We start from the raw sequence: 14,006 nt of genomic DNA on the forward strand, positions 1-14,006 counted from the left end.
TTATTTTACCTCCGCTGGGTTCGCGCTAAACGCTAAAGGCACAGTGCGAAGCTCATCAACAATTTCATCAAATTGCTCTGCATCCATACGACCGTACACTTCATCACCCACACGAATCGCCGGTGAACAGGCGCAATTACCTAGGCAAAAAACAGGCTCTAGGGTAATTTCTTTATCCATGGTGGTTTGATACCAATCAAGACCTAGGGCTGATTTAGCGTGAGCTTCAAGGTCACGACCGCCCATAGATTGGCAAGATTCTGCGCGGCATACTTCGATAATATGACGACCACGAGGCTTGCTACTAAAATGATGATAGAAGGTCACCACACCATGCACTTCTGCACGAGAGATATTTAATGCTTTACCTATGATTGGCAACGAGCTATCAGGCACATAGCCTAATTGATGCTGCACTTCATGCAATATAGGTAAAAGAGGACCGGGGATATCTTTGAGTTCAACGAGTATGCGACCCACTACAGATTCAATCTCTGCTTGGTTCGCTAATCCTTGCCCATTTGAAGCCTGAGCTGCTTGCCCAGCGCCTTGCGTGTTAGCGTCTGTCATATGCCTGCCTTAACTAAACTAGCGGTTACTGACTTACCTTCTATCAAGCTAGTCAGGTCCACAAAAGTGAACCTGAATTTAGTTAATAGTCCGACTGGCATCAGTAAACGACTATAAAGTGATTTTTTATCATTATTCTTATGATGTTTTATCTCATTTTGTTCTGCCCGATCAAAATAAAGATATGTACTTTTGTGCATATATAGCATTAAATATAGGCTAAATACTCACATAAACTCACTTTAGCACCCATAAGTGAACAACCAAATATGATTTTTTATGCATATTAATATTATTCCCCGCTGGGATTTCGAAAATGATGCAGGCGAACGCCTACATGAAAGCCTGCTGCCTTTGCTCTATCAGATTAATAAACAAGGAAAATTAACCGCTGCAGCAAAGGATTGTGACCTCTCCTATCGCCATGCTTGGAACATATTAGAGAAGAGTGAAGCTTTTTTTGGAAAAGCATTAGTGGTGAAAGAAAAAGGCCGAGGAGCACAATTAACTCAATTAGGGCAAAAACTTTTATGGAGTAATCAGCGCATTGACGCCAGACTCCACCCAGAAATGGAAAGTTTTGCGACCGAGCTCAATGTCGAACTACAAAGCTTGCTCTCTAACCATGCTCCTGTGGTGCGTATTTATGCCAGCCATGGTTATGCGGTTGCCCTGATGACCCAATATGTTCGGGATTATCAGGTAGAGATTCATTACCATGCGCCGCACCATGCTTTGATTGCACTCAATGAAGGCCGTTGCAGAATAGCAGGTTTCCACCAGCCTATCGGTCTAGAAGTCGACGTACAAAAGCGCCGTTATCAAGAATTACTCGACCCTAAACGCTTTGGCATTATTCGCTTTATTCGTCGCCAGCAGGGACTAATGTATAAAGAACAGGGCAACAAAGAAGATAGAAATAAAGACGAAAGCCAGGTTAGCAGCCCCGCATTTAATAGCATTCAAGACCTGAAACAAGGAGGTTATCGTTTTATAAACCGCCAACAAGGTTCGGGCACTCGTGAACTATTCGAGCAGCTATTACAGAACGAAAACATCTCACCAAAAGATATTCCTGGTATCGAAAACCAAGAGTTAACCCATAGCGCAGTGGCTGCCTATATTGCTTCAGGCATGGCAGATGTGGGCTTTGGTGTAGAAGCGGCCGCTAAACGTTTTGGATTAGCTTTTACTCCTATTATTGAAGAGTATTACTTATGGGCTTACCCATTAGAAGCAGAGCAAGATGAGGATATTCAAGCCTTTATTGCAACACTTTCGAACCCTGAGTATCAGGCTCAAATCAACCAACTACATGGTTATCAGTGCGAGCAAAGCGGCACGACTTCAAGCACAAATTGGTTATTTAAAGACAGTTAATGGCGCAGTCTTATTTCTTCATTGTACCAGCCTCTTTAATATCAAAAACAGGCTGGTACAATGACGGCACTTTTTATCCAACTATTAAGCTATTAATTCTATGAAGCACTCCAAAGTTACCCAAAAACTTAATCAAAAAGTCATCGCTGCCGTTGATGCAGTAGAAGCACAACTCTTTGCAGCCGTTGGAGCAGATAGCATAGAAGACAAAACAAAGGGCTTCTTAGGCATTGTTTATGATGTGAATTTCAGCAACTTTCCAGCCAGCCTCGATGTACGCTGTTATTTTGAAGACGATACCGCACTTGCCAGCATGAAAGAGCAAGAAAACCTGTTTCAAAAAAAGCTACACCAGCAGCTCTTTAAGCGTGCCATCATTTTAAAAAATGCCAGAAACAACCTGCACTTTTACGTGCAAGAGCCAGATGCCATGTATGATTTAGAGGGGTAAGGTTTCAAAAATAAATAGTTTTAATACTGAACTTTTAACAAGGAAGAGTATATATGGAACATGGAAGTTTAAAAGAAGATTGGATCTTCAAAACTATTCTCACACTTAGCTTTATTATTTCTCTTTTATCAACAATTATAATTGTTTCGAACAACCAGTATTACTTTTGCTCTGAAACAAATTGTTTTTCTAACTTACTAGTTATCTTCAAACTGCCTATAAGTATTTTTACAGGTGGCATGGCATTATCTGCATTAAGAGCTTTGATAGTACGCAGTCACCAGACAGCAGTTCAAATTCATCTTACAATACAACAAAATTTGTTCAGTAATTACTACAAACACTTAGAAGAATTTGAGAAATACATAGAGTTAAATACTGATAAATTAATTTTCTTCAGATCAAAAAGAGAGCTTCACTCCTATTTATTCCCTGACTCAAGAGAGAGCGGAATAAAGGAAAATAAGGAATTTATAAACATCGTAAACTCTCAAGTTTTGAATATTGAAAAACAGGTTATTTCACTAACATCTAATCCTTATCATTCAGAAAATGAAATTAGAGTTACTCTATCTAACATTGACAAATCTCTATCAAAGTTAAGAGATATAGTTGGGATGAGAGTTAAAGAAGCGAGACACTTTAAACTATGTGAAAATAATATTGTTGATGCTGTAAGAATGGGATTCTGGGATCAAGTCTACGATAGAACTTACTTCACGTTAAATGCAATCGAAATGATTTCTAAATTTGAGCAAAGCTTTAAACCTATAGAAGCTCTAAATAAGATTTGTAATCACGATAGAAAGCAAGCGTGGCATTACAATGAGTCAGGCACTGAATACAACCTAGAAGCTGCAAAGAAAAGAATAAATGAAATAACAAAGCTCAAGAGTTCATCTCAAATATAGTCAAATAAAATAACCTTCAAATAGCAAACTAAGATCGATAAGTAAGTAATAGGGAAGTAATTAGATTTAATAAACCAGCTACAAAATTAACTTGTTAGCTGGTTTATTAAACAAGGACTCGTCTTAATCAGCCCTTCTCACCTAATACTTTAGCAATGGCATTTTTACCACACTCTTCTTCAATAAGCGGGTTTGGGGCTCCAGAAAGCCCTATCGCGCCTATGAGGGTTTTCTTGTAATAAATTGGCAGACCGCCTGTTAGAAGTAAGATGTCATCTTCCATTTTACCTAGTTGGCTATAGCCTTTAGCTTCTACTGCCATGACAAGTTGTGAAGTCGGTATTTTTAAACTGGCTGAGGTGTACGCCTTACGAAAGCTCGTATGTATGGTGTTCGCTCCCGTATTATTACCTCGGTAGAAATAGACTAGGCGACCTTGGTCATTTACAACAGATGCCGAAATATTAACTTGAGAATCAAGGCATTGGCTGATAGCGTCTTTGGCGACTTGTTCCGCAAATTCAGCCGTCATTTGATACTTCTGCGGTAAATCTTTAGCAAATAGGCTGGTTGAAAAAAGTGCACCTAAGGCGATGAGTTTAATATTAGATATGTGTTTCATAAGTCCTCCTTCGTGGAGTACTTATTTAGACATTTGATTATTTTTGAAACCACAATCTGGATTGTTATTACCCATGAAAGAGACATTTTCGCCATTAGGTTTCGGTTGGCTCGACAGTATTCAAAGCTCAACCCAACAGGCTATTTTAAAAAAGCTTAAATTTCATCAATATAAAAAAAATGAGTTTGTGCATTATCACGGTGAAGAAGCCAATGGTCTGTATTTTATTAAACAAGGCACAATACGTATCAAAAAGCAGGACGAAGCAGGTAAAGAGCTGATAATTAAAGATTTATTAAGAGGTGAATGGTTTGGCTTTATTGGCTGTTTTGGTTCAGGCAAGCGCCCAAATGACGCCCTAGCCATTGAAGAATCTTTGATCGGCCAGCTCTCATCTAAAGACCTTAACCTACTGATTAAACAAGACCCTCAACTGACTTTAAGCATTGCAAACCTTTTGGCAGGTTACGTCGAACACTATAACCGCTCTTTTGAAAATGCTGTCTTTTTACCCTTAAACGAGCGCCTTAATACTCTGTTATTGCAACTTTCTCGCTGGCAAAAATCGAGCGAATTAAACGTTTCTCAACAAGAGCTGGCAGGTATGCTAGGGGTCACTAAGGAAGCTATCGGTATTAATCTCAACCTTTTAAAGGCACAAGGTGTAATCGAAATTGGCTATCGCAAAATAATCTATAAACCGCAGGCTCACAAACTTTCAGAGCAAGGTTAAGGAACCTGCGAATAAGTCCTCCCGCCTCAGCGTGTGGATAAAAGCCGTTAGATTTATGGCGAGGAGCGCAACTTAATAGTCATTCTATTGATAAGCTCTTCAACATAAAGATAGGGCTTTTAGGCCACGCCCTTCGGGTCTTTCAGAAAAAGTAACACCCTGTGTTGTCACTTCTCGAAAGGTGCCTACATTACTTCAAAGTAACGCCTTGTGTGATACTTTTTCTGAAAAGACTGAGAAGAGGTGACTTAATCGCAGGTTCCTTAAGTCGCTAACACCTTATTTTAAAAACTGGAAATAGCCTAAAAACATATCGGTAATAACTCGTAATAATTTAATCAAAAACTCTACTAGTTTTAGCCCTGCGATGATTACTTCAGGACGAAAACGTCGCTGAATAAGCTTGCATTGTTTTTTACTTTCTTAATGAAAATACATGATTAAACGGAGTTATTATGTCTGAAAAAAATGTAAATACTGGCCTTTTTCCTGTTAACTATTTCATCCAACCTAAAGTTGCAGGCCAACCATTATTAGGTGCACCTATCATGAATTTACGCCTGCTGGTGAATGCGCCAGGAAAAACGATTAGTGGTGTTGCCCACGTTACTCAAGCTGTCGCGCCACCACAGCCGAACATAGTTTCAAATGTCCATGGTACTTGGTCTTTCATGGCCACCATGTCATCAACCCATATTTTATTGGTCGCTGAAGGACAAGGTCCAAGCAGTATTTTGGTTCATGGTGTGCCACAAATGGTTGAGAATTTAAGAATTCGTGCCTCAGTTGAGCAGGACTGGCAGTCAGGTATTTGCAATTATGACTACCTTTACAAAGGCGAGTGGCATCAAGTTGAAGGGGCAACAATGTCTATTGAAGACTTTGATCAAAATGCTGTCTTAGACCAGTTGCAAACCGCTCTTCAAGTCTAAAAATCTGTTACAAGTAGAGAGGCCTTCTCTCTACTTGTTTTCTCTTTTGCTATTGCTTTTGTACGTCTAAATTAAACCTCATCACCGCACACAGCTAACACGCACTCTCTTAGCCATTTATGGGCGTGATCACCATCCATTCTTGGGTGCCAAAACATAGACACTTGAATACTGGGTACATCAAAGGGCAGTTTGAATGTATGTAAACCTTCGCGTAATTTGGCCGTGTGCTTAGAAGGGACACTTGCCACCAGATCATCACCTTTCACTAAAGCAATGGAGGCACTAAAACCACCGGTTAAAACGGTGATATTACGTTGATAACCCATTGCCTCTAACGCTTTATCTACTGGCCCCACTAAGCCTCCTTCTTTTGAAACCAGTACATGATCAGCAGCGGCAAAGCTGGTGCAAGTTACCTTACCTTTAGCCAAAATATGATCAGGGCTGACGACACCCACAAATTCATCGCTAAAAAGCGCCCGCATGCGAACCTCTGGACTGGTTTTAGCACCTAACACACCAATGTCTAGGTCAACCTGCCCTTCTCTTAATTGAGTGCTTTGCTTTGATAGCTTGGGTAAGAAGTGGATTTTTACGCCCTTTGCTTCATCCTTTATTTTCTGAATAAGCTTGAGACCAAAGGTTTCAACAAAACCATCACTGACTCTGATCACAAAGCGTCTGTCTAGCTGGTTGAGGTCAAGCATTTCGCTAGGTCTTAGAATGGCTTTAGCCCCAGAAACCAGCTGACTCACCTCTTGCTGAATCTCTAAAGCTCTAGGGGAAGGGATAAGCGTTCGTCCTGCTCTCACCAAAAGTGGATCTCCCGTCACATCCCTTAGCCTTGCTAGAGAACGACTCATAGCGGATTGGCTTAAACCCAGCCTTTTTGCGGCGCGGACGACACTGGCTTCTTCTAACAATACATTGAGTGCAATCAGAAGGTTTAAGTCGATTTTAGCCATAATTTGATGCTATTCCTTTAAATGAGCAAACCACTCAAGCATAACACCAGAGAATCTTTTATGTATGGCATTATATGCATATTAACAATGCAAACAATACGCCTTCCGCCATCCTCTTACTCCCACTAAGCTATTCGTAGATTCCCTAGCACACTCTATTTCGAGGAAAATAATGCAACACTCCAGCAGTACTCAAACACAAGACGTTAAGCACAGTATTTGGATGATGTTAGGACTTTCACTGTCTGTGTCGGTCGCTTCTCTCGCCACCAGTATGATCAATGTGGCCCTACCGAATTTAACCTTGGCTTTTCATAGCAGCATGCAACAAGTTCAATGGATTGTGACAGCCTATTTATTAGTGATCACCAGTTTGATTGTCAGTCTGGGACGCCTAGGAGACCTCTTAGGTAACAGGCGATTATTACTGATTGGCATTGTTATTTTCACTATTAGCTCCCTTGCTGGAGCGATGGCAAATAACTTAATACTTCTTATCATCACAAGAGTTTTTCAAGGCTTAGGTGCAGCAATCATGCTCGCTTTATCTATGGCATTAATGAGTAAAAGCCAAGCAAAAGCAGGGAGAGCAATGGGATTATGGGGCTCGGTATCTGCCATGGGAACGGCATTAGGGCCTGCTATTGGTGGCATCAGTTTATCTTTATATGGCTGGCAGTCTTTGTTTATTATTATTGTTCCCTTTTCGATAATCGCCTTCTTCTTGCTTTACTTGGGTTTGCCATCAGATCCCCAGGTAAAAACAACACTTTCTGAAAAAGAGGCAAGATCACTTCCTAAAAAAAGTAGCTTATCAAATACCAAAAAGAAGGGACAATTTGATCTATTAGGTAACCTAGTATTAGCCTTGTCACTCAGTGCTTTTGCACTTTCTATGAGCCTAGAGTCGAGCCAGTTTAAAGCTTTAGATGAGAGACTAAACGTAGGCCTATTTATCTTGGCTCTAATAGGCATTTGGGGATTTTTCAACATAGAAAAACGACAAGAAAGAAAACACATCACACCGCTTATTCCCTCTCATATTTTTAATAACCGGAACTTCAAAATAAGCTTCATTTGCTGTGCTATCACAGCCTCGATAGTCATGACGTGCCTTGTTATTGGGCCTTATTATTTATCTATTACGCTTGCTTTAAGCCCATACCAAGTTGGCCTTGTGATGTCGACAGGCCCCTTAGTCGTTGCACTTTCAGGCGTTCCCGCCGGGCGATTAAGCGATAAAATTGGTGCGAAAAATTTGCTGCTAGTAGGTTTATGCTTGATGACACTTGGCTGTCTTTTAATGTCTTTCAACCATCAGGCAACGGGTGCAATAGGCTATATATTTGCTTTGGTTACTATCACCTTAGGCTTTTCATTATTTCAGGTGGCTAATAGTGCTGATGTTATGAGTCAAACAAATCCTCAAACAAAAGGGGTGACATCCGCATTACTTAACCTTGCAAGAAACCTTGGTTTTATGACAGGGGCAGCCTTTATGGGAAGTATTTTTTTCCGCTTTATAGGAAACCAACAGTTGCTGTTAGCAAGCTCTGATGAGGTAACTTATGCCTTTCATAACACCTTTCTTATTGCAGCTCTATTCGTCTTTATAGGCATAAGCTTCACGCTGTATAGTCGAGTAAAAACACTCATAAATTAGGCATAAATCAAAAAAGAATGTCACAGGGAAGGTCCTAAAACCTGTTTTAGGACGTCCTCGATCATGCTTTAGGGCGTATCTATACTGGCTTTGAAGCATATTACTCCTAACTTTTACCCAATGTGGAGTATTAAATGAAAGCCTTTATATTTCTTATTATCAGCATCATACTGGTGCCATTCTCACATCTAGTATCCGCACATCAGATTGGTTTTAGCCAATTACAGCTAACACAAAACCCTGAACGAATTTTAGACATTAGCCTCTGGTATCCTACCGCGAAAAGATCTCAATTAAGCCAATCTAAAACAACCAGCGACACCTTAAAGCGGGTATTGATCGCAGACAATATTGCCTTTAAAGGTACTCAAGTTATTAAAAATGCACCGCTTCTAATACAAACATCCAAAGCGGGTGACACGCCAAAGCGTCCTCTTGTTTTACTTTCTCATGGCTATCGTGGCAGTTGGCGCAATCTGAATTGGCTAGCATCGAAGTTAGTACAAGAAGGCTTTATTGCTGTCGCCGTTAATCACCCAGGTACCACCACCTTTAATACGTCTGCGACTCAAGCAGCGAAATGGTGGGAAAGGCCTAATGATATAAAACGCACACTTGATTACCTATTAAATGATTCAATTTGGCAGCAAGATATTGATAAAAACACGATATCAGCGATTGGCCACTCTTTAGGGGGTTGGACTGTGATGCAGCTTGTTGGAGCAGAGTTTAACCGAGAAGACTACCTTGCTGGTTGTGAGACGCTAGCTTCCTTTCGATCGTGTCAGATCAAAGAAGAATTAGGCCTCGCCTTTAAACAAAACAATGAACCTGAAAGCACTCAACTAGTGGATAATCGTATTAAAAGCGCCATCATTTTAGATCTGGGATTAGCACGTAGCTTTTCACAAACTAGTTTGAATAAAATCAACTCCCCTGTACTTATTCTGGCTGCCGGCGTAGATATAGGTGATTTACCTCAGGCACAGGAATCTGGCTTCCTCGCCGAGCACCTTAATCTGAAAAATCGTCGTTATAAAGTTTATGAGAAGGCAACGCACTTTAGCTTTATGCAAGAATGTAAACCTAATGCCATTGCCATTTTAGAAGAGGAATCTAAAGGTGACGGCATCATATGTAAAGACGGGGTTGGCAGTACACGAGCCGCCTTACATGACACTATGTTTGAGGATATCTTGGCTTTTTTAAAGCAAGAAGGTTAAGGCTAAGTTCTTATCTAATTTGATCCTTTAAAACACTAGGCGCTCCCAGTGGCAGTTCGACGGAACTCACTGGGGGTTTGCTCTGTAAGACGTGAAAATTCACGATTAAAATTAGATTTTGTCTGAAAGCCTGATGCCAGATAAATATCCGTAATCGTATCTTGGCTATGCATTAACCTGTGTTTCGCAAATTCGATACGGTATTCATTTAAGACTTTCGAAATGTTCTGCTGACGAATTTGATTAACCGCCATAGAGATTTGCCTTGCAGGAATACTAAGTTTACGGGACAGACGATTTAGGGTGAGATCCGGATCTCTAAAGGCTTCTTTTTCTCGCATAAGGCGATCTAAACTCATTAAGATCGCTTCGGCTTCATCTTGTACCAAGCTCAAACGTTCTGGTTCAGTTTTGGCTAAATCTTGTTCCTTTTTTTCATGTTTATGCTTGGCTTCTTTTACTTCAGGGGCTGATAAAGATGTACTAAAGCCCACATGTAATACAGCAGCGACAACTAATGGAATCAAAATAAGGTAGCTAAAAGATAACATCCAAGATGCATGTAAACCTTCATAAAAGAAAAAGTCCAACGCCAGTGCCGCATCTATCGCACCAGAGATAAGTAACACCAAAGCCGCTATTCGCTCTGCATTTCTAAGGCTATCAATTTGAGAAAGACGAACTTCCTCTGGCATTGTAAAGGATGACTTCAATAGTAGTAAGCCATAAACCACATACAAACTAACCAGTAGTAAGTCACTTAGCTCTAACCAAAATTGATAAAAAAAGGCGCTTATACTGACCAAGATGGGGCCGAGTAAGTGCAATAGAAAAGCGGGTAAAGTAAGAGGCTTAGACTCATGTGCTCTAGCAAAACAGAACCAAGCCGCCATAGGGATGAGAGAGGCGATAATAGGCTGAATAAAGCGTAAAAAACTTATATCAAATGACCAGCGCAAACCTACAACACAGGTACTCAGGGCACACAGCAGAATAAAAATAACAGGAAGTTTGGCCTCATTGGGTCTCTTTACCTTAACAAAAAGCGCAATGACTAATAATAAAAACGACATGATAAAAGGTAAGGGAATGGCAAGCATGGGAATTCCGTTTTAACGTCTTAGTTTTGCTTAATCATCTAAGCTCTAAAGCTTTAACGTCAGCTAAATTATGTTGTTTGCAATTCTAAGGTAAACCCCTAGGGAAATACACAGTATCAATGAATAAGCTAAATTAGCCTCACCCTTGGTCTAAAAATAGACCAAGTCGATCTATTTTTGCTTGCATCTCTTGGTCTCAGCTCTCGTTATAATCTTTGCTTAAGCTTCCCCTGACCTATAGAGAGCAGCATGATGAATATTGCTATTTCGGTAGAGATAAATACACCTATCAAGGACGTTTGGCATGATATGGCAACCGACTTTCCCAATATTGCCAATTGGTACTCGCCTGTTGTGAAGTCTTATGAACTGCCTCATACACCACGCTTATCTGGCGCACCTTGCTCTGGTCGTGTCTGTGAATTTACGCAGGATGAAATGGGGCTAAAAGCAGCAGAAAGAATCACTCAATATGATGAAGAAAACAAACGTCTTGAGGTGGAGGTCGATATTATCAACACTCATAGTATCGCCATGGTCAGAGGTAACCATGCAAGTTTTCAACTAAGTGAAATCTCACCTGCGCGCACCTTACTTATCTTTCGCGCTAAACCTGAACTTAAACTTCTTGGGCGAGTATTGTCTCCGCTTTTACAAATGACCCTATGCAGTCAATTCATGGATATGCTTAATGCCTTCAAGCAATATAGTGAAGGCTTAAAGCGTGCTTTTTAGCGTTCAATCAATTCAATTTTGTAACCATCTGGGTCGGATATAAAGGCAATTATTTCATTGCTGCCCTGTAATTTCTTAGGCTCTAGCTCAATCGCATAACCTAAGTGTCGGATTCGACTTATGGCGCTTTTGATATTAGCAACGCCGATAGCGATATGACCAAAACCATTACCTAACTCATAATCTAACTTGCTATAGTTGTAAGTTAATTCGATTACAGCGGCACTTGATTCATCTTCATATCCAAAAAATAATAGGGTGTACTTTTCGCTCGGTTGCTCTAACACCCTAAGTAATTTCATCCCTAAAGCTTGGGTATAGAATTTAGTTGAGTTGGCCATATCGCTAATACGTAACATGGTGTGCAAGATTCTTGGTTTAGCTTTATCCATCATATTCACCTTCAAGGCTTTCAAACATACTTATCATCATTGATAAAAAGTAAGGCGAAAACTAAGGAAACTTAAGCTTCGCCTTACTGAGCGAATTAACTAGAAATCGCAGCTCCTATTTCAGCATTTGTCATAGGCTCACCATTAAAATTCCAGAGACCATCAACAGCATGAACAACATTGATATAGATATTATCTTTAGGGAGTTTAAAGCCAGATAACTCACGTATTATATCGCTCGCATCTCGGCCGAACCCCACTTGAACCTCTCTCTCAGTAAAGGCAAAAGCAGGTACTTTCCACTCTATCCACACCCCTGATATTTCTTTCCCTCCAGAAAAGGTACTGCCTTGAGGCAAGACATGAAACGCAGCAGTGATATTAGGTTTCATCACTGGGTGGTCAACTAAACCGTGCCATTTGAGCATGGCATCCGTAATTTTAGCGATAGCAATTTTTTCTGATCCCTTAGGTAGAACACCCTCAGTTAACATTAAAGAAAGCGGCATAATAATATCTCCAATAAAAGTTAAATTAAAATATAGTGATCGCTATTTAAATTAATATAGCGATCACTATATTGTCAATAAATAAAATAGCGATCGTTATATTTTAAAATGTTATACTGCTAATTCTTCATCAGTTTTATGAGATTTCCATGGCGACCAAGAAACAACAAACACACCAAAAAATCCTAAAATCTATGCACAAAACCTTTCGTGAACATGGTTATAACGGCGCTGGGGTGAATGGCTTAGCCAATGAAGCTGGCGTCACATCTGGCGCTTTTTACGCTCATTTCGGCTCTAAATCTGGTGCGTTTAAAGAAGTTATAACAGAAGGGATATCTCAATTTGATCAAGGATTAAAACAATTCCAAGAAGAATATGGTGAGACTTGGCTTGAGGAGTTTATTGCTTTCTATTTAGGTGAAAAGCGTCGCACAGAATTGAATGATAGCTGTGCATTACAAAGCCTGACTCCTGAAGTAATTCGTTCTGATGACGAAACAAAAACCCTGTTTCAACAAGAATTATTGAAAGCAGCAAGGACTATGTCAGAACAAGAGCCCGACACTGAATCAGCACAAGTTGATACTCAAACCTGGGCTAAGCTTGCCATGATTATTGGTGGTGTTACCTTGGCCCGTGCAGTACAAGATCCAGATTTAGCGGATGAGATCGCAAACTCAGTACAAGTAGCAATGAAAGAGAAATAGAGTGTAAAAACAAAGGGCGAGGCTTTCAAGTGAAAGATAAAAGCATGTAATCGATAGTAGATTTGTACTATGATTGAGCGACTGGCATAGTTAGCCAAAGGACTGATTAAATACCTATGATTAGCTTAAGGCTATACGCAAAACAAGGTTTTCATAGCGGCCTAAAGGAGGCTTATTTAAGAGTGAACAGACTCATATTAGTCTTATCTTTTGTTTTTCTAAGCTCAAACAGCTTAGCTGTACAAAAAGTCATTTACCCCTCTATGGAGAACATTCGTGAGACTCGCTTTCAGGATTTGTTCGAAATACTTGAGCAAGCCTTAGACATAACTCGTCCTGATTTTGGTGATTACGAACTAAGCCCTACTCCTTTCTCCATGACTGAATCAAGAATGCTTCAAGAAGTAAAATCTGGCAAAATTATTGATGTTATTTGGAGTTCCACCTCACCTAAAAAAGAAGAAGAACTTAGGCCCATCCGTATCCCATTACGTAAAGGTATTTTAGGTTACAGAATCAGCTTTATTCACAAAGAGCATCAAATCATTTTTGATCAAGTTAACACGGTAGATGACCTTAAAAAGTTTCATGTCGGACAAGGCATAGGCTGGGGTGATATAGACGTTTATAAGCACAATAATATTCCTGTAAGTTATGCTCCCTACACAACATTATTTAGCCTGATAGGACCAAGACGCTTTAACTTATTTCCAAGAGGCGTGAATGAAATATATAAAGAATACGCTGTGCATGGTGAAAGCAACCCAACCTTAACGATAGAAGATGGCATTGTCCTATATTACCCTTGGCCCTATTACTTCTTCACCTCTAAGGAAAACGAGAAGTTAGCAATTAGGTTAGAAACTGGGTTAGCAAGAATGATAAAAGATGGCAGCTTTGAGGCTATTTTTAACAAATATAATGCTGATGCGATTCGTAAAGCAGAGCTTGGCAAGCGTAGACTTATTACTTTAGAGAACCCGTTTATTCCAAAAAACACTCCTCTTGACAGAGATGAGTTATGGTTTAAACCAGAAAACGTTTGGCATAACAAGGAAGCTTCGAGAAAATAGTTGAACCTCAGCTTCCTTCCTGTCACCCAATGAT

General features: G+C 40.1%; 16 protein-coding genes. 10 read left to right on the plus strand and 6 right to left on the minus strand.

The genetic code is table 11. The features are described 5' to 3' along the window. Window positions 1-570, minus strand: a complete 570-nt coding sequence (locus OA91_RS00190; protein ID WP_009833650.1) for a formate dehydrogenase subunit gamma — start codon at window positions 568-570, stop codon at window positions 1-3. Between the two features lie 279 nt (window positions 571-849). Here OA91_RS00190 and OA91_RS00200 point away from each other — a divergent pair, with 279 nt between their 5' ends. From OA91_RS00200 to OA91_RS00210, 3 genes are all read left to right on the plus strand, one after another. After that, window positions 850-1,950: a substrate-binding domain-containing protein gene (locus tag OA91_RS00200; RefSeq protein ID WP_063338550.1), complete on the plus strand. Its 1,101-nt coding sequence runs from the start codon at window positions 850-852 to the stop codon at window positions 1,948-1,950. A 100-nt stretch (window positions 1,951-2,050) separates the two neighbouring features. After that, a complete protein-coding gene (locus OA91_RS00205; RefSeq protein ID WP_063338549.1) occupies window positions 2,051-2,401 on the plus strand; it encodes a hypothetical protein in 351 nt (116 codons plus the stop codon). A 53-nt stretch (window positions 2,402-2,454) separates the two neighbouring features. Continuing rightward, window positions 2,455-3,312, plus strand: a complete 858-nt coding sequence (locus OA91_RS00210) for a hypothetical protein (protein WP_063338548.1) — start codon at window positions 2,455-2,457, stop codon at window positions 3,310-3,312. A gap of 127 nt (window positions 3,313-3,439) precedes the next feature. Here OA91_RS00210 and OA91_RS00215 read toward each other — a convergent pair whose 3' ends face one another. Continuing rightward, window positions 3,440-3,934, minus strand: coding sequence for a GlcG/HbpS family heme-binding protein (locus OA91_RS00215; protein ID WP_063338547.1), 495 nt, complete (start codon window positions 3,932-3,934; stop codon window positions 3,440-3,442). Between the two features lie 73 nt (window positions 3,935-4,007). Between OA91_RS00215 and OA91_RS00220 the strand changes: the two genes are divergently transcribed. Both OA91_RS00220 and OA91_RS00225 read left to right on the plus strand, forming a co-directional pair. Then, a complete protein-coding gene (locus OA91_RS00220) occupies window positions 4,008-4,667 on the plus strand; it encodes a Crp/Fnr family transcriptional regulator (protein WP_063338546.1) in 660 nt (219 codons plus the stop codon). Window positions 4,668-5,122: 455 nt separating this feature from the next. Beyond that, window positions 5,123-5,599: a DUF1842 domain-containing protein gene (locus OA91_RS00225; protein WP_063338545.1), complete on the plus strand. Its 477-nt coding sequence runs from the start codon at window positions 5,123-5,125 to the stop codon at window positions 5,597-5,599. A 71-nt stretch (window positions 5,600-5,670) separates the two neighbouring features. Here the strand turns inward: OA91_RS00225 and OA91_RS00230 are convergent, their stop codons facing one another. Next, window positions 5,671-6,567: a LysR family transcriptional regulator gene (locus tag OA91_RS00230; RefSeq protein WP_063338544.1), complete on the minus strand. Its 897-nt coding sequence runs from the start codon at window positions 6,565-6,567 to the stop codon at window positions 5,671-5,673. 172 nt (window positions 6,568-6,739) lie between these two features. Here OA91_RS00230 and OA91_RS00235 point away from each other — a divergent pair, with 172 nt between their 5' ends. Continuing rightward, the gene (locus OA91_RS00235) at window positions 6,740-8,230 is read left to right on the plus strand and encodes an MFS transporter (RefSeq protein WP_063338543.1); all 1,491 of its coding nucleotides are present in this window, start codon (window positions 6,740-6,742) and stop codon (window positions 8,228-8,230) included. A gap of 134 nt (window positions 8,231-8,364) precedes the next feature. Next, window positions 8,365-9,453 (plus strand): alpha/beta hydrolase family protein, encoded by a 1,089-nt coding sequence (locus OA91_RS00240; RefSeq protein ID WP_063338542.1) that lies wholly within the window; start codon window positions 8,365-8,367, stop codon window positions 9,451-9,453. Window positions 9,454-9,488: 35 nt separating this feature from the next. Here the strand turns inward: OA91_RS00240 and OA91_RS00245 are convergent, their stop codons facing one another. Then, window positions 9,489-10,553: a helix-turn-helix domain-containing protein gene (locus tag OA91_RS00245; protein WP_063338541.1), complete on the minus strand. Its 1,065-nt coding sequence runs from the start codon at window positions 10,551-10,553 to the stop codon at window positions 9,489-9,491. Between the two features lie 249 nt (window positions 10,554-10,802). On the opposite strand from OA91_RS00245, the gene OA91_RS00250 reads away from it, so the two are divergent. Continuing rightward, complete coding sequence (locus OA91_RS00250; protein ID WP_063338540.1) at window positions 10,803-11,288, plus strand: SRPBCC family protein; 486 nt, start codon at window positions 10,803-10,805, stop codon at window positions 11,286-11,288. Here the strand turns inward: OA91_RS00250 and gloA are convergent. After that, entirely contained in the window at window positions 11,285-11,680 is a 396-nt protein-coding gene (gloA, locus tag OA91_RS00255) for a lactoylglutathione lyase (RefSeq protein WP_063338539.1), read from the minus strand. The two genes, OA91_RS00250 and gloA, sit on opposite strands and share 4 nt — an antisense overlap. Before the next feature lie 95 nt (window positions 11,681-11,775). Then, window positions 11,776-12,189, minus strand: a complete 414-nt coding sequence (locus OA91_RS00260) for a 4-oxalocrotonate tautomerase (protein WP_046016244.1) — start codon at window positions 12,187-12,189, stop codon at window positions 11,776-11,778. A gap of 149 nt (window positions 12,190-12,338) precedes the next feature. Here OA91_RS00260 and OA91_RS00265 point away from each other — a divergent pair, with 149 nt between their 5' ends. Together OA91_RS00265 and OA91_RS00270 are read left to right on the plus strand one after the other, a co-directional pair. Continuing rightward, a complete protein-coding gene (locus OA91_RS00265; RefSeq protein WP_063338538.1) occupies window positions 12,339-12,899 on the plus strand; it encodes a TetR/AcrR family transcriptional regulator in 561 nt (186 codons plus the stop codon). Between the two features lie 182 nt (window positions 12,900-13,081). Further along, window positions 13,082-13,972, plus strand: a complete 891-nt coding sequence (locus OA91_RS00270; RefSeq protein WP_063338593.1) for an amino acid ABC transporter substrate-binding protein — start codon at window positions 13,082-13,084, stop codon at window positions 13,970-13,972. The last annotated feature ends 34 nt before the right edge of the window (window positions 13,973-14,006 follow it).

Origin of the sequence: Marinomonas sp. SBI8L, from assembly GCF_001624705.1 — a bacterium.
GTDB lineage: Bacteria > Pseudomonadota > Gammaproteobacteria > Pseudomonadales > Marinomonadaceae > Marinomonas.